The 22,954-nt window shown below is 40.6% G+C and carries 19 protein-coding genes and 2 tRNA genes; 15 read left to right on the top strand and 6 right to left on the bottom strand.

All coding sequences use genetic code 11. The annotated features are described in order from the left end of the window. Nucleotides 1-616 precede the first annotated feature (616 nt). The 7 genes from rpsU to DNJ75_RS07870 all read left to right on the top strand — a co-directional run bounded on the left by rpsU (nt 617) and on the right by DNJ75_RS07870 (nt 7,446). Nucleotides 617-829: a 30S ribosomal protein S21 gene (rpsU, locus tag DNJ75_RS07900; RefSeq protein WP_117002909.1), complete on the top strand. Its 213-nt coding sequence runs from the start codon at nt 617-619 to the stop codon at nt 827-829. Between the two features lie 136 nt (nt 830-965). Continuing rightward, nucleotides 966-1,412 (top strand): GatB/YqeY domain-containing protein, encoded by a 447-nt coding sequence (locus DNJ75_RS07895; RefSeq protein WP_117002908.1) that lies wholly within the window; start codon nt 966-968, stop codon nt 1,410-1,412. Between the two features lie 9 nt (nt 1,413-1,421). Next, nucleotides 1,422-3,206 (top strand): DNA primase, encoded by a 1,785-nt coding sequence (gene dnaG / locus DNJ75_RS07890; RefSeq protein ID WP_117002907.1) that lies wholly within the window; start codon nt 1,422-1,424, stop codon nt 3,204-3,206. A gap of 334 nt (nt 3,207-3,540) precedes the next feature. Beyond that, complete coding sequence (gene rpoD, locus DNJ75_RS07885; RefSeq protein ID WP_117002906.1) at nt 3,541-5,454, top strand: RNA polymerase sigma factor RpoD; 1,914 nt, start codon at nt 3,541-3,543, stop codon at nt 5,452-5,454. A gap of 56 nt (nt 5,455-5,510) precedes the next feature. Continuing rightward, the gene (locus tag DNJ75_RS07880) at nt 5,511-5,900 is read left to right on the top strand and encodes a DUF1425 domain-containing protein (RefSeq protein ID WP_117002905.1); all 390 of its coding nucleotides are present in this window, start codon (nt 5,511-5,513) and stop codon (nt 5,898-5,900) included. Between the two features lie 87 nt (nt 5,901-5,987). Beyond that, entirely contained in the window at nt 5,988-7,016 is a 1,029-nt protein-coding gene (gene recA, locus DNJ75_RS07875; RefSeq protein WP_117002904.1) for a recombinase RecA, read from the top strand. Beyond that, the gene (locus DNJ75_RS07870) at nt 7,003-7,446 is read left to right on the top strand and encodes a regulatory protein RecX (RefSeq protein ID WP_117002903.1); all 444 of its coding nucleotides are present in this window, start codon (nt 7,003-7,005) and stop codon (nt 7,444-7,446) included. The genes recA and DNJ75_RS07870 overlap by 14 nt, the downstream gene beginning before the upstream one ends. 53 nt (nt 7,447-7,499) lie before the next feature. Here DNJ75_RS07870 and DNJ75_RS07865 read toward each other — a convergent pair. From DNJ75_RS07865 to DNJ75_RS07850, 4 genes are all read right to left on the bottom strand, one after another. Beyond that, nucleotides 7,500-7,576: transfer RNA gene (locus tag DNJ75_RS07865), tRNA-Arg, on the bottom strand. Between the two features lie 106 nt (nt 7,577-7,682). After that, the gene (locus DNJ75_RS07860; RefSeq protein WP_117002902.1) at nt 7,683-10,688 is read right to left on the bottom strand and encodes an FAD-binding and (Fe-S)-binding domain-containing protein; all 3,006 of its coding nucleotides are present in this window, start codon (nt 10,686-10,688) and stop codon (nt 7,683-7,685) included. A 93-nt stretch (nt 10,689-10,781) separates the two neighbouring features. Next, a complete protein-coding gene (locus DNJ75_RS07855) occupies nt 10,782-12,026 on the bottom strand; it encodes a multidrug effflux MFS transporter (protein WP_157968264.1) in 1,245 nt (414 codons plus the stop codon). A 193-nt stretch (nt 12,027-12,219) separates the two neighbouring features. Continuing rightward, on the bottom strand, nt 12,220-13,008 hold the full coding sequence (locus DNJ75_RS07850) for a ProQ/FINO family protein (RefSeq protein WP_117002900.1): 789 nt from the start codon (nt 13,006-13,008) through the stop codon (nt 12,220-12,222). A 245-nt stretch (nt 13,009-13,253) separates the two neighbouring features. Here DNJ75_RS07850 and DNJ75_RS07845 point away from each other — a divergent pair. The 8 genes from DNJ75_RS07845 to DNJ75_RS07810 all read left to right on the top strand — a co-directional run bounded on the left by DNJ75_RS07845 (nt 13,254) and on the right by DNJ75_RS07810 (nt 19,922). Next, a tRNA-Met gene (locus DNJ75_RS07845) sits at nt 13,254-13,330 on the top strand. A 126-nt stretch (nt 13,331-13,456) separates the two neighbouring features. Then, nucleotides 13,457-13,807 (top strand): ArsC/Spx/MgsR family protein, encoded by a 351-nt coding sequence (locus DNJ75_RS07840; protein WP_117002899.1) that lies wholly within the window; start codon nt 13,457-13,459, stop codon nt 13,805-13,807. A gap of 75 nt (nt 13,808-13,882) precedes the next feature. Beyond that, the gene (gene tgt, locus DNJ75_RS07835) at nt 13,883-15,001 is read left to right on the top strand and encodes a tRNA guanosine(34) transglycosylase Tgt (protein WP_117002898.1); all 1,119 of its coding nucleotides are present in this window, start codon (nt 13,883-13,885) and stop codon (nt 14,999-15,001) included. 91 nt (nt 15,002-15,092) lie between these two features. Continuing rightward, on the top strand, nt 15,093-16,481 hold the full coding sequence (cysS, locus tag DNJ75_RS07830; RefSeq protein WP_170137206.1) for a cysteine--tRNA ligase: 1,389 nt from the start codon (nt 15,093-15,095) through the stop codon (nt 16,479-16,481). A 29-nt stretch (nt 16,482-16,510) separates the two neighbouring features. Further along, the gene (prmB, locus tag DNJ75_RS07825; protein WP_117002896.1) at nt 16,511-17,470 is read left to right on the top strand and encodes a 50S ribosomal protein L3 N(5)-glutamine methyltransferase; all 960 of its coding nucleotides are present in this window, start codon (nt 16,511-16,513) and stop codon (nt 17,468-17,470) included. Then, on the top strand, nt 17,460-18,521 hold the full coding sequence (gene aroC / locus DNJ75_RS07820) for a chorismate synthase (RefSeq protein WP_117002895.1): 1,062 nt from the start codon (nt 17,460-17,462) through the stop codon (nt 18,519-18,521). Before prmB ends, aroC begins: the two co-directional genes overlap by 11 nt. An 87-nt stretch (nt 18,522-18,608) precedes the next feature. After that, on the top strand, nt 18,609-19,175 hold the full coding sequence (locus tag DNJ75_RS07815) for a hypothetical protein (RefSeq protein ID WP_117002894.1): 567 nt from the start codon (nt 18,609-18,611) through the stop codon (nt 19,173-19,175). A 345-nt stretch (nt 19,176-19,520) separates the two neighbouring features. Further along, a complete protein-coding gene (locus DNJ75_RS07810) occupies nt 19,521-19,922 on the top strand; it encodes an endonuclease domain-containing protein (RefSeq protein WP_117002893.1) in 402 nt (133 codons plus the stop codon). Nucleotides 19,923-20,240: 318 nt separating this feature from the next. Here the strand turns inward: DNJ75_RS07810 and DNJ75_RS07805 are convergent, their stop codons facing one another. Further along, entirely contained in the window at nt 20,241-21,410 is a 1,170-nt protein-coding gene (locus tag DNJ75_RS07805) for a restriction endonuclease subunit S (RefSeq protein ID WP_117002892.1), read from the bottom strand. Next, entirely contained in the window at nt 21,410-22,942 is a 1,533-nt protein-coding gene (locus DNJ75_RS07800; RefSeq protein ID WP_117002891.1) for a type I restriction-modification system subunit M, read from the bottom strand. Before DNJ75_RS07800 ends, DNJ75_RS07805 begins: the two co-directional genes overlap by 1 nt. Nucleotides 22,943-22,954 lie beyond the last annotated feature (12 nt).

Genomic DNA, 22,954 nt, shown 5'->3' with positions numbered 1-22,954 from the left:
GTCATTTTGTTTAATAATTTACTCATGTGGTCACCAAAAGTAGTGTGCGCCATCCTTGTGATTCCTCTTCTTATATCATTGCTTCGGGCGTATTGTACACGCTTTTAAATTTTTGAGGAGTTTTCAGGAGTATCGCGCCTGATAGTAATAATTTATTCATTGCAACAATTCGTATGATTTGGCATTTATTAGAATCTGTGAGCTGGGATTATGGCTTAGTATAGTGCGAACATTGTCAGATTGAAATATGTTCTAAATGATGAGTGGAATGCTGCAAAATACCAAAAGTGTTGTCTCCTGAATAACTTGCTGTTTTTTTGTTCAATTTCCACATCAGAAACACCCGCAAGTTATTGTGATGTTTAGTTGCGGTGAAGCCGCTTAGGGTGCTCCTTTGTAACTCTGGTGCTTTTCTTTGTTCAACGTATTGAATTAAAGTAAACGGTTACCGAATTTATTGCAAAAGTCATTTGCCTTTTAAAAGAAAAGTTTGTAGACTTAGCGCGCATTTAATTTTAGCTGTCTTTAGAGTGTTCAATAAAATGAATCAGAAGCGTGTAAATTAGATAATTGATTTTAAGAAAAATTTAGATGGCATTTAAGCGAGGTGAGATGTATGCCAGCAGTACGTGTAAGAGAAACAGAACCATTTGATGTTGCATTGCGCCGTTTCAAACGTAGCTGTGAAAAAGCGGGAATCGTTTCTGAACTTCGCCGTAGAGAATTTTATGAGAAGCCAACATGGGAGCGCAAGCGCAAAAAAGCAGCAGCAGTTAAGCGTTCAATGAAGCAGTCTATGCGTTCAACTCCAGCAGCAGCTCGCCGCTAGGAAGTAAGAGAAGTAAAAAAGATTGCAATAAATAGTCAGCCAGCTATGCTTTAACGGTATAGTTGGCTGTTCTATTTATGCAAACTAAAAAATATATAAAATTTATCAAATAAACAAAACTGTTAGGATTTAGCAAATGTCTGAAATACGCGCGCGTCTTGTTGAAGATATGAAAACCTCAATGAAAAACAAAGATAAAAACCGTTTATCAACGATCCGTATGGCGTTGGCGGCATTTAAGCAAAAAGAGGTCGACGAACGTGTTGAAGTAACTGAGGATGATGTGATCAGTATCCTGACTAAAATGATCAAGCAGCGCAAAGATTCTGCAGAGCAATTTAAACGTGCTGGCAGAGAAGAGCTTGCGCAAAAAGAACTTGATGAGATCGAGATTTTACAAGTTTATTTGCCAAAACCATTATCAGAAGATGAGATTATTGAGATTATCCAGCGTGCTATTTTAGAAGTCGGTGCCTCTTCGGTGAAAGATATGGGTAAGATTATGAGTGTGATTAAAGCAGAGCTTAACGGTCGCGCTGATATGGGCAAAGTTGGTTCAATGATCAAATCACAATTATCGTAAAACGCTGTCATGAAGGGGAATATTCCCGCTGATTTCATCCGTCAAATCGTCGCATCAGCGGATATTGTTGACGTTATTTCAAAATATGTCACGCTCAAAAAAACGGGCAAAAATTTCATGGCGTGCTGCCCGTTTCACAATGAAAAAACGCCATCATTTTCAGTCAGTCCCGACAAACAACTTTATCACTGCTTTGGCTGTCATGCCTCGGGTGATGTCATTGATTTTATTGCAGATTATAATAGCTTGAGTTTTATTGAGGCAGTTGAAGAGCTTGCATTAATGCAGAATCTTGAAGTGCCTTATGATCAAAGTGCGAAAGATCAATCCAAAGATAAACTGACGCAATCAATTTATGATGCTTTACAAGCAGCGAATAAATATTTTCAATGGTGTTTGCGTTTTGATACCGATAAAGATGAGGTTATCGAGTATATTAAATCGCGAGAACTCTCGGCAAAAACAGCGAAATATTTTCAGATGGGTTATGCGCCCAATCAATGGCAAGCATTGTATGATGTGCTGAAAAAACAATTTTCACTGGATGTTTTGGATCAGGCAGGCTTAGTGATTCGTAAAGATAAGGGTGGAGCATATGATCGTTTTCGTGAGCGCTTAATGTTTCCAATACGCAATCGTAAAGGTTCAGTTGTTGGGTTTGGTGGGCGCGTGCTGCCGAATAAAGATGCGAATCCTAAATATCTTAACTCGCCTGAAACGCCGGTTTTTTTTAAAAGTCATGAGCTATATGGCTTATATGAGCTTAAAGAGCAGCATAAAAATCCTGAGCACATCATGGTGGTTGAAGGCTATATGGATGTCATTGGCTTACATCAACATGGCTATACCACAGCAGTTGCGACATTAGGAACTGCTTTATCAGCATCACACTTAAAGACATTGTTTCGCCACACTTCAGAGATTATTTTATGCTTTGATGGTGATACAGCTGGGCAAAATGCAGCGTTAAGGGCATTTGAGATGGTGCTGCCTGTGCTTGATGAGCATAAAAAAGCACGGTTTTTGCTATTGCCTAAAGAACATGACCCTGATTCATTTATCAAAGAAAGGGGGCTAGAAGGTTTTAAAAGTGCCTTAAAAGAAGCCTTAAGTGCAGCAGATTTCTTTATCCAAAATCTATTAGGTAAATATGATTTAACTAGCGCGGATAGCCTGGCGCAATTGATTGAAGAGTCAAAGCGAGTGCTAAAAGCCATTCCTGAAAGTGCCTATACGCTGATGATTATTGAGCAGTTAGCGAAAGCAACTGATGTGTCTTCGTTGCAGTTGCAACGAATGATCAAACAAAAGGCGCATGATGTAAAACAAAGTGATAACAACATGCAGCTAAAACGTTGGCAGTTAAACGCTAATAAGCTGAGCCTAGTTGAGAAAGCATTAGCATATTTGTTAAGTATGCCAACAGAAGTGCATGATGCGTTAAGTGCGCAACCGGCAGTAGAGTTTGAGTGTGTAACAGAGCAGCACTTTATTTTGCTTGATGCTTTGAGAGTAATCAGGCAAAATAGCGGGCTGTCTTCTGCTGTGCTCGTGCAAATGCTTGTTGAAAAATATCCGCAATTTAAGGCGTATTTCTATCAGCTATTGCAAGCACAAAGTGAGCTTGATGCAGTGCAGCTTATTGATGAATTAATGGCGATGTTAGATAAGATAATGAAGCAGGCATGTCAAAACGAATTAGAACACCTGATATTAAAAGCAAAAACATCTATCTTAACAACGACAGAAAAACAAAGAATGCAAGCAATTTTATACAAAGTAGAAAAAATATAGCTACACTTGATTTATGTTGCTAAATCGCCAAAGGGGTAAGTGTATTGGGTGTGATCATCGATGTGATTTGGACGTTGATAGGTCGCTTTTCATGCGCGCGCTTAGCGATGTAAATAACTGAAGTTACGCATTTTAGAAAAAACTATGACTTTAAAAACACCCCGTCAGCCTGCGGCTGCCACCCCTCTTGTGAAGAGGGGAATTGGGCAAAGGTTGATTTTACATTCCCCTCTTTGCAAGAGGGGTGCCTAGCTTGCGAGGCGGGGTGTTGAAAGAGAGAAAGTGCATAATTTCAGTAAATAAGTAGTTAAGAAACTTAAGAAGTGAGATTTTAATGTCAGATCAAACAAAAGAACAACAGCTCTCAAGAATCAAAGAATTGCTAGCGTTGGGACGTGAGCAGGGCTATTTGACCTATGCCGATGTTAATGATTATTTGCCAGATGAGATTACTGATCCTGAACGCATTGAAGAAGTGATTCAGATGATCAATGATGTCGGTGTCAAGGTGTTTGAATCTGCACCTGATGCGGAAGATTTGTTATTACTCGAAGCTGAATCAGAAAACACATCAGATGATGATGCGGTACAGGCTTTATCTTCTGATGGTGATTTTGGACGCACGACTGACCCTGTTAGAATGTACATGCGAGAAATGGGCGCGGTTGATCTATTAACGCGCTCTGGTGAGATTGAAATTGCTAAGCGGATTGAGCAAGGTACTAAAGAGGTACTTAATGCGCTGTCTGAGTACCCTTATGTCATTAAATCATTATTAGGTCGCTATCAAGACTTAACCGATGCAGCACGTGAAGATCATATGCAGCTTGAGGATGAAGAAAGAGAGGAAACTCCGTTATATAAGTTTATTAAATTCTCTGATTTAATCTCAGGCTTCAATGAGGGCGATGAAATTGATGCATCAGGCACAGATGTCGGTTCCATGCTTGATAATCCAGAAGATACTTTAGAGGAAAATCAAACAGAAGAAAGTAGTGCTGACGATGAAGAAGAGGAGTCAAGCAGTGGTACGGTTGATACTGCGGAAGACACCGGTCCTGACCCTGAAGTGGCAGCACAAAAATTTGCTGAGCTTGAAGCTAAGTTTAATTACCTGTTAGATCAAGAAGTAGGTAGCAAGGCATACATCAATGCAGCCAGTGAAGTATCGGTGTTATTTTTAAGTATGCGTTATACCAGTGCGCAATTGAACCGCATGATTAACTCGATTCGTGGCTTGGTGACGGAGATTCGCGGACATGATCGTAAAATTATGCGTTTGTGTGTTGAAAAAGGCAAGATGCCTAAGCAGTATTTCGTATCACGTTTCCAAGGGCGTGAGACCGATACGGACTGGTTAGATGGCTGTATTGATAAGCATCCGGATCTTGTCAATGTGCTTGAAGATGCTAAAGCAATTCAGGTAAAACTAGGATTAATTGAAGATCGCGCGGATATGTCAATTTATGATTTGCGTGAAGCAAGCAAACGTATTTCAGTAGGTGAAGCAAAAGCCCGACGCGCCAAAAAAGAGATGATTGAGGCTAACTTACGTTTGGTGATTTCAATTGCTAAGAAATACACCAACAGAGGCTTACAGTTCTTGGATTTGATTCAAGAAGGTAATATTGGTTTGATGAAAGCGGTTGATAAATTTGAATACCGTCGTGGTTATAAGTTTTCAACCTATGCAACCTGGTGGATTCGCCAAGCAATTACTCGTTCAATTGCCGATCAAGCACGCACGATTCGTATTCCTGTGCATATGATTGAGACGATTAATAAGCTGAATCGTATCTCGCGTCAAATCTTACAAGAAACAGGTAAAGAGGCAACACCTGAGGAGTTAAGCCAACATATTGATATGTCAGAAGATAAGATTCGTAGAATCATGAAAATTGCCAAAGAGCCGATCTCAATGGAAACACCTATTGGTGATGATGAAGATTCTAACTTAGGTGACTTTATTGAGGACTCAGTATCTGATTCACCAGTGGATAGCGCGACAAGCGAGAGTTTGCGTGAAGTGACGAAGGATATTCTAAGCACACTAACCGAGCGTGAAGCAAAAGTATTGCGTATGCGCTTTGGTATTGATATGAATACCGATCACACATTAGAAGAAGTCGGTAAGCAATTTGATGTAACGCGTGAACGTATTCGTCAGATTGAAGCAAAGGCATTGCGCAAATTAAGACACCCATCGCGCTCAGAAACGTTAAAGAGTTTCTTGTCTGAATCATCATAGGTGTGTTTTTTCTTTCAGCTAATACTGTTTATTTACATATCAAAGGAGTTATAAAAATGGATATGATTAAGCTTAAATATGCAAGTGTTGCTACCTTGTTAGCGTTAGGGTTAACAGGGTGCGCCAGTCGCTGTATTACAATTCCAGCCAATGCAACATCTGCAGAGAGTTTTGGTTCTGGATTTGGTCAGCTAAAAGCCATGCAGCCAGTGGTAAGAACATCAGCAGGTGATACCATCCAAGGGCAAGTTTTGGTGCAAAACAAAAAATCAGTAACTCAAAACTTCCATTATCAAGTGCAATGGCTAGATAAAAGTGGCTTTAATGTCGGACAACCACAGCCATGGACGCCAGTAGAGGTGTATGGTGATTTACAAAAGATGATTACCTTTAGCGCGCCAACACCAGATGCTGCAAGCTACAATATTTCTTTTTGTCGCGTGTAGAGCATTATCCCTTTTGTTCATTCCGCATAAATGTTACATTAATTCCCGTGTTTTAAATCTTAAATATTTATCTATTCGAGGAAGTTTATGAGCAATAAAGAACAAGCATTAAACTCAGCGTTAGCGCAAATTGAAAGACAGTTTGGCAAAGGCTCAATTATGCGTATGGGTGATACCGATTTAGCTAAAGATATTGATGTTATTTCCACAGGATCAATTGGTTTAGATATCGCTCTAGGGGTTGGTGGTTTACCAAAAGGACGTGTGGTTGAAATTTATGGCGCGGAATCTTCAGGTAAAACAACGCTGACACTACAAGCCATTGCCCAGTGCCAAAAAAATGGCGGAACAGCTGCCTTTATTGATGCTGAGCATGCGCTTGATCCGGTATATGCCGAAGCTTTGGGCGTTGACCTTAAAAGCCTGATCGTGTCACAACCAGATACAGGTGAGCAAGCGCTTGAGATTACTGATATGTTGGTGCGTTCAGGTGGTGTTGATATTGTTGTTGTTGACTCGGTTGCTGCATTGACACCAAAAGCCGAAATTGAAGGTGAAATGGGTGATTCACATATGGGCTTGCAGGCGCGTTTAATGTCACAAGCCTTACGTAAATTAACAGCAAATATTAAGCGTTCTAATACATTAGTTGTATTCATTAACCAAATTCGTATGAAGATCGGTGTGATGTTTGGCAACCCTGAAACAACCACAGGTGGTAATGCTTTGAAGTTCTACGCCTCAGTGCGTTTAGAGATTCGTCGTGGTAGCCCGATTAAAAAAGGCGAGGAAATTTTAGGGAATGAGACCAAGGTTAAAGTTGTTAAAAATAAAGTCTCACCACCATTTAAGCAGGCAGAGTTTGATATTCTTTATGGTGAAGGAACCTCTCTTGAAGGAGAGTTAATTGACCTAGGTGTAAAGTATAACCTAGTCGATAAAGCTGGTGCATGGTACAGCTACAATGGTGATCGAATTGGACAAGGGAAAGATAATGTGCGTGTGTATCTGAAAGAAAATCCTCAGGTTAAGGAGAGTTTACACAAAGCATTAATGACGACCTTGCTACCGAATACGGCAAAGGAAAAATCAGTAGCCAGCGATGCCGAAGAATAATAGCGAGCGCGATTATCTTTTTTATCTGTTATCCAAGCAAGAATACTCCTATGCGCAACTAAAGCAAAAATTAATTCAGCGCAACCATATCCCGTTGACCGAGATTGAGAGCTTATTACAAGAGTTTGTCGATAATCAGTGGCAATCAGATGAGCGCTGTGCCGAGCTTATGATTAAAAGTGCTTTGTATAAACACTATGGTTTGTTGCGGATTAAACAAAAGCTTGTATACGAGAAAGGTATAGATATTGCTATTTTTGAAAAGATCATTAACTCCCTTGATATCGATTGGTTTGAACAAGCACATTTGTGCTATCAAAAAAAATATCATGATAAAGCACAAGATCTAAAAGAGAAACAAAAGCGCTTACAGTATCTACTGCGCCAAGGTCATGGTATGAGTATGGCGTTGGAAGTTGTATCTTCTTGATTTGTGTTGAAATCAAATAGGCTTCTTTTCCATTGCTTATTAAGCTTTAAAGCTGGCGCACCCGAGACGATTTGAACGTCCGACCTTTGGCTCCGGAGGCCAACGCTCTATCCAGCTGAGCTACGGGTGCATAACTTTGCAAGCTAATAACCTTGCAGGGCTGTGAAGTTAGCAAAAATCGCCATTAAAATCCAGTAACATATGCCCTAATCCCACAAAGATTTTGATTTTTTAACTTAATTGAGCAACTCTAAAAGGTGAACGGCGGGGTACTGTAATTGTTTGTTGCTAAACCGTTTAACCTGACAGCGACAAGAGAAGCCTGTCGCCAGATATTGCTTGCTTTGATCTCTTGAGTCTATTTTCTTTTGCCAGCTTGAAGCATAAATCTCTTTGGATAATGCAAGGTTATCTTTTTCATGTCCAAAAGTGCCTGCCATGCCACAGCAACCAACTTTTTCAATCATAAGCTTAGCGCCAAAGGCTTTAAATATTTTTTGCCAGTGAAGCATCGAAATGGCAGCAAGTGAGCGCTCTGAGCAGTGGGCTAGTAAGGATAATGTTGTCGCATGATCTTTGGCTTTAATATTAATAGCTGGCAGCTGTTTGACAAGCCATTCCTGTAATAGCTCAACTTTAAATTGTACTTGGTCTTTTAACACCGTGGGATATTCATCACGATAAACCAAGGTCATGCTCGGATCAATACCGATCAGCGGGACATTTAAACGTGCAATTTGATTATAAAAGGCAGTGGCTCGTGCAGCCTTTTTGTGGAAGTAAGTCAAGAACCCTTTAACGTGTGCGGCTTTACCATTTTCATAAAAGGGCAATACAAAGACATAAAACCCAAGTTTTGTTAATAAGTCATATACTGACAAGACAACTTCAGCGTTGTAAAAGCTAGTAAACGCATCTTGAACGATACAAACTGTTTTTTGTGGGTTGATTGCTTGTTTTTCTTTTAACTTTTCAATACTAAAGCTTGGCGCATTACGCTTTCTAAGACCTGCTTTTAGGGTTTCTTGAGAGAGCAGTGGCGCGTCAACAAGCTTAAGTTTATTGTTGATCCATGTCTTTATAAATGGCGCGGACTGTACTGAGTTCATAAACGATGGGCTTAAGCTTTGCCATTTAGCCGTTTGTTCGACATATTTAATCGCATAGTCCTTTAAAGGGCGCTTGTAGCGTTTATGATATTCTGCTAAAAACATCGGTTTCATCGCTGGCACATCAACCTTGATTGGGCAAGCAGTGGCACAAGCTTTGCAGCCTAAGCATTTATCGAGTGATTGATAGACCTCGTAAGAAAAGTCATTCTTATTGACGCTTTGTTTTTTAGTGGATGAAGCAGTCGAAAATGGACTAGGCTTATAGTCTTTTTCAGCAAGTTGTTTTAACCATTCACGTAAAAGCGCGGTACGTCCTTTGGGTGAGTATACCCAGTTATGTGACACTTTTGCCGATGGGCACATTACTTGATCAGGATGGTAATTTAAGCAAGCGGCATTGCCATTGCAATCAAATGCGCCTGAGAACAGTTTTTGGGTGCTATTATCAACCTTGGCATCTTCGGTTCCGCGAAAGGGACCATTGACTTTGACCAGTTCATCATCGCTGGCAAAAGGCACAACAATTTTGCCTGGGTTTAATTTGTTATACGGGTCAAATGCTTTTTTAATTTTCTGCAAAGAAGTATGCAGCTCATCACCAAAATAGTCTTTGACGTATTCGCTTCTAAAGCCTTTGCCATGCTCTGACCAGTAAACGCCACCGTACTTTTTGACAAGATCGTTGACCTCTTTAGTTAATTTGACAACCAGTGCTTGATCTTTCGGGTCGTTCATATCCAATGCGGGACGCATATGCAAGCAGCCAACGTCAACGTGACCAAACATCCCATACCGCAGATTATAACTATCTAAAAGCGCTCTTAGTTCAACAATGTAATCAGCAAGATTTTCAGGTGGGACAGCCGTATCCTCCATAAATGGAATTGGCTTTTTCGCACCTTTCATTGCACCTAATAAGCCGACTCCCTTTTTGCGAAGCTCCCATAATACAGCCATCTCATCACTATCGGTTGCAAGATAGTAGCTACGTTCTTGCGTGTCTAGATGGTCTTTGGCTTGTTGAGTTTTAGCACTTAATTCTTCATCGCTATGGGCAATAAATTCAATCAGGTTAATGGCAGCAATGTCATGATTGGCGTGGACTTCAAGCATAGGGCGAATTTGTGGGTAAATCTCATCTTCTTTAGCCAATTTAAGGATATTATCATCAATGGTTTCGATTGCTGCAGGGTTTAAACTTAGTAGGTTTTTAGCATCGCGTAATGCTAAGTCAAAATCACTATAGCTAATAGCAAATAGGACCTTGTGGCTTGGAATGGTAGTGAGCTTTAGCTTAAGCTTAGTAATAAATGCCAACGTGCCTTCAGCACCTGAAATCAGATAATTAAGATTAACACTCTGTTTATGCGGATCATAACACTTAGCAAGATTATATCCTGTCATGAAGCGATCAAGTTTTGGAAATTGCGCAGTGATCTTGTTATATTGGGCAATCACTTCAGTTGCTACGGATTGATAGATCTTGCTCAACAATGAGTGTCGCCTAGAGTGCTCATCGATAAGTGTATCTAGATTATTGGCATCTATTTTTTCAAATGATACACCTTCACCATCACTAAGTACGCATTCTAATTCCAATAAGTGTTCACTGGTGCGCCCATAAATACGTGAGCCTTTGCCGCAAGCATCTGTGCTTGCCATGCCACCGATCGTAGCACGATTACTTGGTGATAAATTAGGTGCGAAAAACACTTTGTGTGGTGCCAGCATTTCATTCAGTTGATCAAGGACAACGCCCGGCTCAACTAAAACATAGTTTTCTTTCAGATTAATCTCTAAAATATTATTCATATAGCGACTAGTATCAATAATGATGCCAGAAGTTAGCGATTGACCATTGGTGCCAGTGCCAGCACCGCGTGCGCTAAATTTAAGTGTCTGGAAGGCTTTGCTATTTGCCAAGGTAAAAATCTTGAGAATATCAGCTTGCTCTTTAGGGAAAAGAACAAGCTCAGGCACGACTTGATAGATACTATTATCAATTGAGCTACTGATTCGGGTGGCGTAATCGTGTTGTATATCACCTTTAAAGCCTAAGGTTAGTAGTTCATTGGTAAACTCTTTGCAGTGAGCATGTTCAGTGGAAAATTTATCAAGAATAGGCAGCATCACGTCATTGCGTACAGATATTTTATATCGCACTAGTATCCCGCCAAGCCCTTTTGCTTGTCAAGCATTGTGCTTTGAGAATATTGTTTTAATTCAAGAGGCACATGCGGTTTGATTGGTTAAAAGATAACGTTGCTTGAAAGTCAGTAGACTAAAGAGTGTGAATGCAGTCAAAGACATCACAAAAATAATGATTGAGTAATCAACTATTTTTTCGGGGATCATGGCAGCGACAGTGCTCACCAAGAACAAGCCAAACATCTGCAAGAAACCATAAACAGCACCTGCGGCACCGGCTTTGTGACTAAAGAAAGATAAAGCAACACCGACAACAGTGGGACCAACCATGCTGCCACCCATGGCGTAAAGTGCGACGCATATGACTAGGGTCTTACTGCCGGCATACCTTGCAGCTGAGCTGATTAATAAGATACAGCTAGCAATAACCATTAGTGATAGACCTTGGAACAGAGTGGCAGTGGTTCCAAATTTTTTCAACGAAATCATCGACATGTAAAGACGTGTTACAAATGCCGAACCAACAATAGCAATTGAGAAAAAACCAAAATCCTGTGGGCTAACACCAAATTTTTTGATCAAGATAAATGGTCCAACGGTGTAAAAGCCAACAAGCCCAGAGAATCCGGCAATCATGCAAAAAGTGTAGATAACAAAGGGGGCATGGGTAATAACCTCAAAATAACTACTGATAAGATGCTTAGGTTTTAGTGCATTGACATTTCTTTTGGCAATAGGGTGCGTTTCAGGCAGCATGCTAAAAACAACAATAGCGACGGCAAGAACAAGTATAAACATCACAAGAAAGCTAACACGCCAGTTGGCATAGGTCTGTATTAAGCCACCAATCACCGGAGCACCAGCAGGTGCAAGCATAAAAAACAAACTGATCCAGCTAACGATTTGAATGAATTTATCTTTGCTAACAGAGTCTTGGACGATGACACGTGATAATGGCAGCAATGCGCCTGTGCCAACGCCCTGAATAATCCGTCCAACAATTAATGTGTCAATGCTCCAAGCAAACATACAAAATATGCTACCAACAAGATAGATAATCGCACCGAGATAAATGATTTTTTTGCGTCCCATCTTGTCAGATGCGGGACCGTAGAATAATTGGGAGAAAGCTAATGCCACTAAAAATGCGCCAATTGTCATGCGCGCCATGCTTGAGCTTGCAGATAATGCATGACTCATGCTTGGCAAGCTTGGGACATACATATCTGATGCCATAAAGTAGCTGCAGCCAAGCAATACGCTAATAATGCTTAATAGCAAGATGCTTGGTTTGTCGTTAGAAAGATTATGATTAGTCATAAATGCAAACGCAATAAATAGAACATTTGTCCAATTTAGCATTTATTGATCAATTGTTCAACCAAGTACAAGCAAGGGTGCCGAGCTTGCGAGGCGGGGTGTTGAAATAGAAAAAGTGTGTAACTTTGATTGCCTGAAATCAGTCGTGCTAAAGTATTGGAATAAGAAGAAGATAAAAGATCAGGGTAAAACGTTATGAGTTTGTTTTGGTATCGTTAGTTTGAGCATTACTGTCAGTTGCTTGATTGATGTTTTCAGTCTGCTCTAGCGCTTGCTTTTCTTGTTCACGCTTTTGTTGATAATATGTTTTAATATCAATGCCTTGAGAACGCAGGTAAGCTTTCTCGGCAATTTCATCTAAACGCTGCTTAGCATAGGCAACATGATCATCACTAAAGCTTTCAACTGGCTTGCCATAAAGGTTAAAGCGTTGCTTGTGCTCAAGCACTGAGCGCTGATAGCGGGTGTCGCCAACATAGCGTTTAATCACTTTCTTTAGAACATATTGGTCAATCGGCGAAAAATGTTCGTTGTAATAAATCACTTCGATATCGTCACTAATGCCGATTTTTAATGGACGCTTATCGCGTGGATTGAAGCATTTTGGAAAGCGTGCGCAAAGCCATTTAAATAGGCGTTGTTCTTCTTTATAGAGTTCTTTTTGTAGATCGATCTCAATGATCAGTTCATCTTCTTGAGCATCGGGCATGTCAACAACTAGCTCTTCATGTTGCTTTTGACCATATTGTGGCATGCGAAACGGTGTGCGTTGCTGATTGACACGCTCTTGTCTTGTCTGAGGGGCTTGCTTGGTAGCAGTATTTGGTCTAGGTGTTGAGCTTGGCGCTTTGGTATCGCTTGGTTCATTACGTTTTGCCGCATGCGCTTTACGTAAGCGATCTGTTTTGTCTTTGATGCTTTTGCCACCGACCAATGATTTTAGTAATGAAAAATCATTAAGTTTATTTCTACCGTCAGACATCTAAAATGTTCCTACTTTGTGTTTACTCGTATTTTGTTTTATACATTATCGCGACAACTGTTTTTAGATCTATGGGCAGTGGTGAAAACGCTTGCCAGTCAATCTTTCTGCAGCAATAAGGCGGACATTATAGACACAATCCCAGCAAAAATCAGCACCTATCGGCTAATTTTGCGGGTGCTGGGATAAAAATAAAAAAAATCATTGACAACAAAGCCAATCTTGCTAATATTCCTCCCTGTTGTGGCTACGTAGCTCAGTTGGTTAGAGCACAGCATTCATAATGCTGGGGTCACTGGTTCAAGTCCAGTCGTAGCTACCACTCTCAAAACCGTTTCTGGTGAAATTTCAAATGATTATAAATAATGTGACGAAAGATATTGTTGATCACACTATGGTAGTTTAGCATTGCGGTATCGCAAATAAATAAACCTCAGAATAAAACAATATGTATAGGCTATATCATAACCCCCGCTGCAGTAAATCGCGTGCGGCATTCGAGTTTTTAACGCAAAATAATTATGACGTTGAAGTGATTGAGTATCTCAATACCCCGTTATCTCAAGCAGATATATTGCGAATTTCAGAGAAGTTGACCGTTGCCAAACACATGCTTATTCGCAGTGGTGATGATGATTTCAAAGCTTTGAATATCAATGATGTTGAGAAACTCTCAGATAGTGAAATTGCAGAGATTTTAGTAAAAACACCTAAATTAATGCAGCGCCCAATATTGGAAACGACAGCCAAAGCTGCCATTGCGCGCCCCTTGGAAGATATGATCGCTATTTTAGAATAATCATTAAAATAACGTTTCCCCTTTTTATCTGAGGGTATATTATGAGCCCTTTATTGTCGATAGTGGTCGCATAACATGAAATTTACTTTATTAAAAAAGAGTGCCAAAGCGCGTCGCGGCACCTTAACGTTTGAGCGTGGGCAGGTACAAACGCCTGCGTTTATGCCAGTAGGAACCTATGGTGCGGTTAAATCTTTGTCACCTGAAGATGTTAAAGCTACGGGTGCTGAGATCTTACTTGGCAATACTTTTCACTTATGGCTGCGCCCAGGAACTGAGATTGTCAAAATGCATGGTGATTTGCATGATTTTATGCAGTGGCAAGGACCGATATTAACGGATTCGGGTGGCTTTCAGGTGTTTAGTCTGGGCGCGCTTAGAAAGCTTACTGAGGAAGGGGTTACCTTTCGCTCGCCACTTGATGGTTCTAAAGTGTTTTTAGATCCTGAGATATCAATGCAGATTCAGCGTGATCTAGGATCTGATATCGTGATGTGTTTTGATGAGTGTACACCGTATCCGGCAACAGAGCTTGAAACAAAGGCATCGATGGAGTTGTCGATGCGTTGGGCACTAAGAAGTAAAATCGCGCATGGCGATAATCCCTCGGCCTTATTTGGGATTATCCAAGGTGGGATGTATGAGCATTTACGTGATCAATCCTTAAAAGCATTAACGGATATTGGCTTTGATGGTTATGCGATTGGTGGTTTGTCTGTTGGTGAACCAAAGCCTGACATGATTCGTATTTTAGATCATACCGCACATCAAATGCCTGAAAATAAGCCGCGCTATTTAATGGGTGTTGGTAAGCCGCAAGATCTGGTTGAGGGTGTGCGCCGAGGTGTAGATATGTTTGATTGCGTGATGCCATCAAGGAATGCCCGCAATGGTCATTTGTTTGTGAAAAGCGGTGTTATCCGTATTCGCAACAGTCAATATAAAACAGATACCTCACCTTTGGATGAGAGTTGCGATTGTTACACTTGCAAGAATTTCTCAAGAAGTTATTTACATCATTTGGATAAAACCAAGGAAAGCCTGGGTGCGCGTTTAAACACGATTCACAATATCACTTATTATCAGCGCTTGATGAAGAATATCCGTAACGCGCTAGATGAAGATCGTTTTGAGGATTTTGTGCAAGAATTTTATAACGATATCGGTCAGCCGACGCCAGAGCTTAAAGCATAAAATGACACAATTGTGAATTGTGTATTTCAACCTTGCTAAGGCGATGGTAACATAAGCTTATTATAACCATGCCAATGCAAGATTCATGAGTATCTATTTATACAATTCATTATCTGGAAAAAAGGAGCTTTTTCAGCCGATTAGCCCACAAAAATTAAAAATGTACGTCTGTGGTATGACGGTTTATGATGATTGTCATATTGGACATGCACGCACGCAGATTGCTTTTGATGTCATCGTGCGTTATTTTCGCTTTTGCAATTACGATGTGACTTATGTGCGCAATATCACCGATATTGATGATAAGATTATTAAGCGTGCCAATGAAAACGGTGAATCAACCGATGCACTCGTTGAGCGTACGATCAAAAGCATGTATGACGATTTAGATCGTTTAAATATCCTAAGACCTGACTTTGACCCACGAGCCACGCAAACGATTCCTGAGATGTGCCAGATGATCGAAAGCCTGATTGCTAAGGACTTTGCTTACGCACCTGGCAATGGCGATGTTTATTATCGCGTTGAGGAGTTTAAAGACTATGGCAAATTAAGTAAGCAGAGTTTAGAGCATTTGCGTGTTGGTGCGCGGATTGAAAGTAATGAACAAAAAGAAAATCCTTTAGATTTTGTATTGTGGAAAGCTGCCAAAACCGGTGAGCCAAGTTGGGACTCACCATGGGGGCAGGGGCGCCCTGGTTGGCATATTGAGTGCTCGGCGATGTCTAAAAAACTCTTGGGTGATAATTTTGATATTCATGCAGGAGGCTCAGATTTACGCTTTCCGCATCATGAGAATGAGATCGCGCAATCGGAAGCGGCTAATGGTTGCAGCTTTGCTAATTATTGGTTGCACTCTGGCATGGTGCAGGTTGATGATGAGAAGATGTCCAAATCATTGAATAACTTCTTTACCATTAAAGAGGTATTATCTGAGTATCACCCTGAAGTGGTGCGCTTCTTTTTGATTTCAGGGCAATATCGCAGTGAGATTAATTACTCTAAAGAGAACTTAGATCAGGCAAAAGCAGCAATTGAGCGTTTATACACGGCATTGCGTGGTCTTGAGATTACTGAAAATACTGTAGAAGCAGCAGAAGCAGCACAGTATGTGAATGACTTCAAACAAGCGATGAATAATGACTTTAATACACCAGAGGCTTTGCCAGTGTTATTTGCCATTGCCAAAGAGATCAATAAATATCGCGCAAGTGACCAACAAAAAGCAGCTGGCTTTGCTAAGTTGTTATTAGAACTTGCTAATGTATTAGGCATCCTTAAGCACTCGCCAGAGAGCTATTTTAAGCATAGCTGTGATAATGACCTAAGTGATGAGGTGATTGAAACTATGATTGCTGAGCGTATTGATGCGAAAAAGAATAAAGACTATGCCAAAGCAGACCAGATTCGCCAAACGCTAGCAGAGCAAGGTGTGTTGCTTGAAGACTCAGCAACGGGCACAATCTGGAAAAGAGCGTAAGGCACATAAAGCGTGAAAGAGGATAAAAGATGAGTGATATATTTGGTGGCGATGTTAATGTCGATGCATTAGCGCAGGACTTACATACAATTCGTGATTATTTGCGTTGGGCGACATCTCGTTTTCTAGAGGCAGAGCTTTTTTATGGGCATGGTACGGATTCGGCATGGGATGAAGCAGTACATTTAGTGTTGCAAGCGCTTTACTTGCCATTGGATATTGATAATCGTATTTTGGATGCGCGTTTAACCCATTTGGAGCGTCAAAAAGTCATTAAGTGGGTTTACAGACGCGTGGTTGATCGTGTGCCATTGCCATATTTGACAAAAACGGCATGGTTTGCGGGGATGAAGTTCTATGTTGATCAACGCGTTATCGTGCCACGTTCACCAATTGGCGAGCTGATTCGCAATGAGTTTGAGCCATGGGTGAATCATCATAATGTTGAGCGCGTATTGGATCTATGTACTGGAAGTGGCTGTATCGGTATTGCGGCGGCACATGTATTTCCTGATGCAGAAGTGATATTAAGTGATATTTCAGAAGACGCACTCGAGGTTGCTAAGCGTAATATCAAGCAGCATGATATGGAGCAACGTGTCACTGCCGTACAATCGGATTTGTTTGCAAATCTAGCGGGGCAAAAGTTTGATTTGATTATTTCTAATCCACCGTATGTTGACATGAATGATTTAGCATCGATGCCACAAGAATATTTAAAAGAGCCGGCATTGGCATTAGGCTCAGGTGATGATGGCTTAGATATCACTCGCAAGATCTTAGTTGAAGCGCTTGATTATCTGAATGAAGGTGGTGTGTTAATCGTTGAAGTCGGCAATAGCCAATATGCGTTACAAGAAGCCTTTCAAAGCGTGCCTTTCACTTGGCTTAACTTTGAAGATGGAGGCGATGGTGTGTTCTTATTGACCTATGATGAACTCAAAACTTACCGAGCAATATTTACCGAGGGCTATCAAGATGCCAGGTAATACATTAGGAACCTTATTTAAGGTCACCACCTTTGGTGAGAGTCATGGTTTGGCACTAGGAGCCATTGTTGATGGCTGCCCGCCAGGACTATTATTGAGTGAAGAGGATCTTCAAGTAGATTTAGATCGACGTAAACCAGGGCAGTCAAAGTTTACCACACAGCGACGCGAACCCGATCAGGTCAAGATTTTATCCGGTGTGTTTGAAGGTAAAACAACAGGTACGCCGATTGGTTTAATTATTGAAAATACCGATCAAAAATCCAAAGACTATGGCGAGATCAAAGATCAGTTTCGCCCTGGACATGCTGATTTTACCTATTTTCATAAATATGGTATTCGCGATTATCGTGGTGGTGGACGCTCATCAGCTCGAGAAACAGCGATGCGTGTAGCAGCAGGTGCGATTGCTAAAAAGATATTAAAAGAGCGATTTAATAGCGAAATATTTGGCTATGTTTCAAAAATTGGTGATATTGAACTTGAGCTTAAAGATCAAAGTTTTATTGAGCAGAATCCTTTTTTCTGTGCGGATCCTCAAAAGATCCAACAGCTTGAGGAGTTGATGCAGTCCATTCGCAAACAAGGGGATTCTATTGGTGCAAAGGTTAATGTTGTTGCACGCAATATCCCTGTTGGATTGGGTGAACCAGTATTTGATCGCTTAGATGCTGATATTGCCAAAGCATTGATGAGTATTAATGCCGTTAAAGCAGTAGCTATTGGTGATGGTTTTGATGTTGTTAGCCAAAAAGGTAGTGAGCATCGCGATGAGTACATTAAAGACCAAGGCTTTTTAACTAATCACGCCGGTGGCATTTTAGGTGGGATCTCCTCAGGGCAAGATATTTTGGCGAGTATTGCCTTTAAACCCACCTCAAGCATTTTAGTGCCTGGGCGCTCAATTGATATTCATGGCGATCAATGTGAGGTCATTACCAAAGGACGCCATGACCCATGTGTCGGCATTCGCGGTGTGCCGATCGCTGAGGCGATGTTGGCATTAGTGCTTGTTGATCACTATTTGCAGCACAAAGCGCAGAATTTGTAAAAATATCTCAAAAAATCACAAGATGCGACGCTATATGTCGCAAATGCCGTTTATCTTATTGCTTATCAACGCAATAAGGAGCTTGTGATGAATAATAAAGTTTTAGCAACATTACACAGTACGATCAATGCAATTAATAATGCCCCGACGTTGGCAAAGGTTGAAAAAAGTCTAAGTGCCGCGGCAGAAGATCTGCCAATGTATGGCGATGATATCTCTTTTGGCACAACGAAAGCATGGGGTTTTATTTGGTTATTTGTCGCATTAGGTATTACTGTCGGCTATAGCGCGTTTGAGCTATATGCTAAAGAATGGCAGGTTAGGCTTTTGGTGGTGTCAGGACTTAGTTTTCTTGTCGCACTATGTATTTATATGCACTTTGTATACCCATTAAGCCATGCTGTTTCCAGGCTCACAAAATGTAGTTTCAATAAAATGCTTAAATTGCGATATGGCATTACTAAAAATGAGTCATTTAGCGCCAAAAAACTGCGTGAACAATTCAAACGTTTTCCCGTTGGTGATCGCTCAAATGGTTTTCATATGTGTGTTGATAGCGAATTAGGTGGGCTGAAGCATCTTAAATTTGAATACTTTTATGAAACAAAACACGAGACAACCACGACGGATGATAAAGGTAATACAGTGGTGTAGTATGATGGCTTTTAAATATTCGGGCAATTTTTGGCATCCATTCTTATTGTGAGAGGGAGGTTAAGGTTAGTGATTGGTTAAAGTATATGAGCTAATGGCATGGTGCTGTATTTTCGGCGCTCTATTTGTAATAACTGGCAGCTTTGCTGCCTTAGAACCCCGGGTTTACCCGGGGGTATCTATAAAATCAATGGCATATCATATAGTCAATATGGCAATGGTTATAAATTCCCCTCTTTGCAAGAGGGGTGGCAGCCGCAGGCTGACGGGGTGTTTTAAAAATAGCATCTAGAATTTAAACCGCTAGCTATACTGTTGCTATGGTATAGCAATATTGGACTTGTCATGTATCCGTGGGATAAGTTACCACAAAATAATCGTTTAAAGGTCTATGCTCGCGAGCTGAGGAAGTCTGGAAATTTATCAGAGGTGCTGTTATGGCAAGAGTTAAAGGCAAAACAGTTACTTGGTTTTAAGTTCGATCGGCAGAAAATTATTGGTCATTATATCGTTGATTTTTACTGCCACAGCTTAGGTGTAGTGATTGAAGTGGATGGCTACAGTCATGATTTTAAAGTGGCATATGATGCTGAAAGAGAAAGCTATTTGCGACAATATCAGCTGCAAGTAATTCATATTTTGGATCAAGATGTAAAACGCAATCTTCAAGGTGTGATGGATTATCTTAAGTGCGTTTTAGCGTTTCGTTTGCAATCGATTGATGGGCGGTATATGCCAAGAATTTAGAGCTGCTCTTCCAACACCCCGCCGCGCAAGCTTGGCACCCCTCTTGCAAAGAGGGGAATGGGGGCGTGTCGCTTAAACCCAAGCTATTACCGGCAATCCAATGACTTAAAATTATCAAAAACTTCTTTGACATTAAACACGACAAAATGATTCACGAGCGTTATAGGGCAGTTAAGACCTGTGATTATTTGAGTTTAGTTGTACGGCATATTTGTGATGTTGGTGAAATAGATCAAACATAGCATCGTAGCTATGGCAATGATCATAAATTCCCCTCTTTGCAAGAGGGGTGGCAGCCGCAGGCTGACGGGGTGTTGCTTACTCAGGGATTAACTCACCATTAAATGCCCGTTGCATTAAAGCATTAAATTGTGTCTCAAGCTGTACCAAGCTTTGTTTAAGTTGTGCTTTTTGCGCTTCAATTGCTTCAATGATCAAGGCAAATTGGGTTTGTCTACTCAGTGGAGGTAGCATAATAATATGTGCCTTCATGATAGTAGTGTTGAGGTTTGGTTGTGTACCATCTGGTGCAATGCTGCGTAGATAAGCAGTCTGTAAATTAATAAGTTTTAGCAAAAAGATTTTGTTTAAAGATGGTGAAATATCTTTAAATGCCAACCAGCCATCATGAATACAGCCTTGAATTTTCATAATTCTAGCGAATCCCAGACTAACTCCGCAGTTAGCAAAAATTACATCATCAGGATTGACTACTCTGGTTTTGTTTAGTCCTTTTTCAATGATATGTTGTTTTGTTTGAGATATATACATACTGTCTTCGGTAGTCCCATCACTAATTTTGATCCAAGGAATAGTACCATTTAAGTATTCATCTATTGGTCTGGGGGAACCGCCACGGACGATAGTCATAAGTTTGCCAAGTGGTATGCTTTCCCACCCCATCGGATTTGTTATCGGATCACCAAACATTTCCAAAAACGTGCTTTGTGCCAGTTGATCAAGCTTTGTGATTTGTTGTTTGCGGCAATCAATTAAAGATTGTGCTTGATCAAGAATAGCAGCTATTTTTTTTTGGGTTGTAATCGTTGGCTTGGGAATGTGTATTTCGGAAACAATGGATTTAGATATTTCTTTAAAAGTTGCCCCTCTTCCTAAGTTGTTTAGCATGTCAGTGTTTTTTTTCAGGAAATAATATAGAAAGTTATTGTCAATGAGTTTGTTGTCACATACGAAGCACTTAAAACCTTGGTTACAATACATTTCGTTCTGATTTATCGTAACTTTTCCTATAGGTGCTCTGCTTGATAATAATACGCTACCAATGGGCAGTTTTTTCAAGTTGCATTTATCTACAGCCTTTTGAGTAATCATCTTTGCTGTAGTAGAAATGAATTTTCCAGTATGTTCATTAATGTCTGCGGGTGTTATCCAAAAGTAATTATTACCCCAGTATGTTTCATTAGATGTTGATGGGGTGCTTCCTGAAATAATATTAGTTACATCTCCCAAAGCAACCATTGGATACATCACTTCTCCTCCAATAATTGCTGTAAATTGCTCAATCCTGACTGAATCTGACGCTCAAGGTCATTAATCTCAGCAAGGATTTCTGTCGTTGGTGGATACTCAATTGCTTGATGCTCAATCTCTTGGTAGCGGTTAATCGATAGATCGTAGTTATTCGCACGGATTTCTTCGATATCGACAACAAAGGCTTGCTTGGTTTTATCCGTTAGATCAAGTGTTGTTTGCTGGCGCCATTTGTCGATTAAATCTGGTAGGTCATTATCAGTGATTGGATTACGCTTATCATCCAATGAAAAGCCATCATTTTTGACGTTATAGTAAAAGGTTTTGTCGGTTTTGCCCGCTTTTTGGAAAATCAAGATCGCAGTGGAAACACCAGCGTATGGCTTAAACACGCCAGAAGGCAGAGCAATAACCCCTTTTAACGCATTTTCTTCGACGAGCTTTTTGCGAATGGCAACATGGGCCTTGGATGAGCCAAATAATACACCATCAGGGACAATCGTTGCCGATCTGCCACCGTTTTTCAACATGCGTAAAATCAGCGCTAAAAATAATAGTTCAGTTTTCTTGGTGCTAACAACATTTAAAATATCAGCGGCAACATCATCGGCATCCAGACTCCCTTTAAACGGTGGATTGGCAAGGATTAGATCAAAATACTCATGCGCGTAAAGTTGTCTGTTGCCTTTGTCATCTTTGCTAAAGCCTTTCGCTAAGGTGTCTTGATAGTGAATAAGGGGAGTATCGATGCCGTGAAGCATGAGATTCATCGCAGCAATTCTTAGCATCGTTGCATCAAAGTCAAAGCCGTGCAAAAGATCACTCTGGATATGCTGGCGATAAGGTGTCAACAGATCGCCGCTATAGGTTATTTGTCCATCTTCATGGCTGATGATGCCATCTTTTGAGGTAAAGGTCTTTTGTAAATACTCCATGGTCGCAACCAGAAAGCCCGCAGTGCCGCATGCCGGATCACAGATACGTTCATATTCTGGGTTTGGATCCATGATCTCCACCATCATGTTGATAATATGCCTTGGTGTACGAAACTGCCCATTAATGCCTGCTGTTGTGAGCTTGGATAAGAGATATTCGTACAAATCGCCTTTGACGTCATTATTGGTAATCGGTAAGTTATCGATCATCTCAATCGCTTTGGTTAATAGCGATGGTTTTTGGATCATCAGCTGCGCGTCTTTCATATACTTGCCAAGCTTGTTATCTGTGCCATCAGCTAATTCACGCATATGCTTGAACACTTTATCACGCACCGTTTCAAATACCTCGCCTGCAGGTAGGTTTTTAAAGTGTGACCAACGTAGATGTTGCTCATTGGCTTTGAAAATTGGGGTGAATTCGGTATTGACCCAACGTGCTTGGAGTTCATTATTGCTTTCTTTGATATCTAGAAGACGCAAGAACATCAAAAAAGAAATCTGCTCAATAACCGTTAATGGATTGGTGACGCCACCGGTGTGAAAATGCAACCAAATGCTATCAATTTTGCTTTTTAAATCGCCTGTAATCATGTGTGATTTGTC

This window comes from Cysteiniphilum litorale, from assembly GCF_003428165.1.
GTDB classification, from domain to species: domain Bacteria; phylum Pseudomonadota; class Gammaproteobacteria; order Francisellales; family Francisellaceae; genus Caedibacter; species Caedibacter litoralis.
The sequence above is the reverse complement of the archived record's forward strand: the minus strand, read 5'-3'. Positions and strand labels throughout refer to the sequence as shown.

Excerpts from the sequence above, each read along its gene's own strand:
- rpsU (WP_117002909.1), top strand. The coding sequence starts at position 617 with ATGCCAGCAGTACGTGTAAGAGAAACAGAACCATTTGATGTTGCATTG.
- DNJ75_RS07895 (WP_117002908.1), top strand. The coding sequence starts at position 966 with ATGTCTGAAATACGCGCGCGTCTTGTTGAAGATATGAAAACCTCAATG.
- dnaG (WP_117002907.1), top strand. The coding sequence starts at position 1,422 with ATGAAGGGGAATATTCCCGCTGATTTCATCCGTCAAATCGTCGCATCA.
- rpoD (WP_117002906.1), top strand. The coding sequence starts at position 3,541 with ATGTCAGATCAAACAAAAGAACAACAGCTCTCAAGAATCAAAGAATTG.
- DNJ75_RS07880 (WP_117002905.1), top strand. The coding sequence starts at position 5,511 with ATGGATATGATTAAGCTTAAATATGCAAGTGTTGCTACCTTGTTAGCG.
- recA (WP_117002904.1), top strand. The coding sequence starts at position 5,988 with ATGAGCAATAAAGAACAAGCATTAAACTCAGCGTTAGCGCAAATTGAA.
- DNJ75_RS07870 (WP_117002903.1), top strand. The coding sequence starts at position 7,003 with ATGCCGAAGAATAATAGCGAGCGCGATTATCTTTTTTATCTGTTATCC.
- DNJ75_RS07860 (WP_117002902.1), bottom strand. The coding sequence starts at position 10,688 with ATGCTGCCTATTCTTGATAAATTTTCCACTGAACATGCTCACTGCAAA.
- DNJ75_RS07855 (WP_157968264.1), bottom strand. The coding sequence starts at position 12,026 with ATGACTAATCATAATCTTTCTAACGACAAACCAAGCATCTTGCTATTA.
- DNJ75_RS07850 (WP_117002900.1), bottom strand. The coding sequence starts at position 13,008 with ATGTCTGACGGTAGAAATAAACTTAATGATTTTTCATTACTAAAATCA.
- DNJ75_RS07840 (WP_117002899.1), top strand. The coding sequence starts at position 13,457 with ATGTATAGGCTATATCATAACCCCCGCTGCAGTAAATCGCGTGCGGCA.
- tgt (WP_117002898.1), top strand. The coding sequence starts at position 13,883 with ATGAAATTTACTTTATTAAAAAAGAGTGCCAAAGCGCGTCGCGGCACC.
- prmB (WP_117002896.1), top strand. The coding sequence starts at position 16,511 with ATGAGTGATATATTTGGTGGCGATGTTAATGTCGATGCATTAGCGCAG.
- aroC (WP_117002895.1), top strand. The coding sequence starts at position 17,460 with ATGCCAGGTAATACATTAGGAACCTTATTTAAGGTCACCACCTTTGGT.
- DNJ75_RS07815 (WP_117002894.1), top strand. The coding sequence starts at position 18,609 with ATGAATAATAAAGTTTTAGCAACATTACACAGTACGATCAATGCAATT.
- DNJ75_RS07810 (WP_117002893.1), top strand. The coding sequence starts at position 19,521 with ATGTATCCGTGGGATAAGTTACCACAAAATAATCGTTTAAAGGTCTAT.
- DNJ75_RS07805 (WP_117002892.1), bottom strand. The coding sequence starts at position 21,410 with ATGTATCCAATGGTTGCTTTGGGAGATGTAACTAATATTATTTCAGGA.
- DNJ75_RS07800 (WP_117002891.1), bottom strand. The coding sequence starts at position 22,942 with ATGATTACAGGCGATTTAAAAAGCAAAATTGATAGCATTTGGTTGCAT.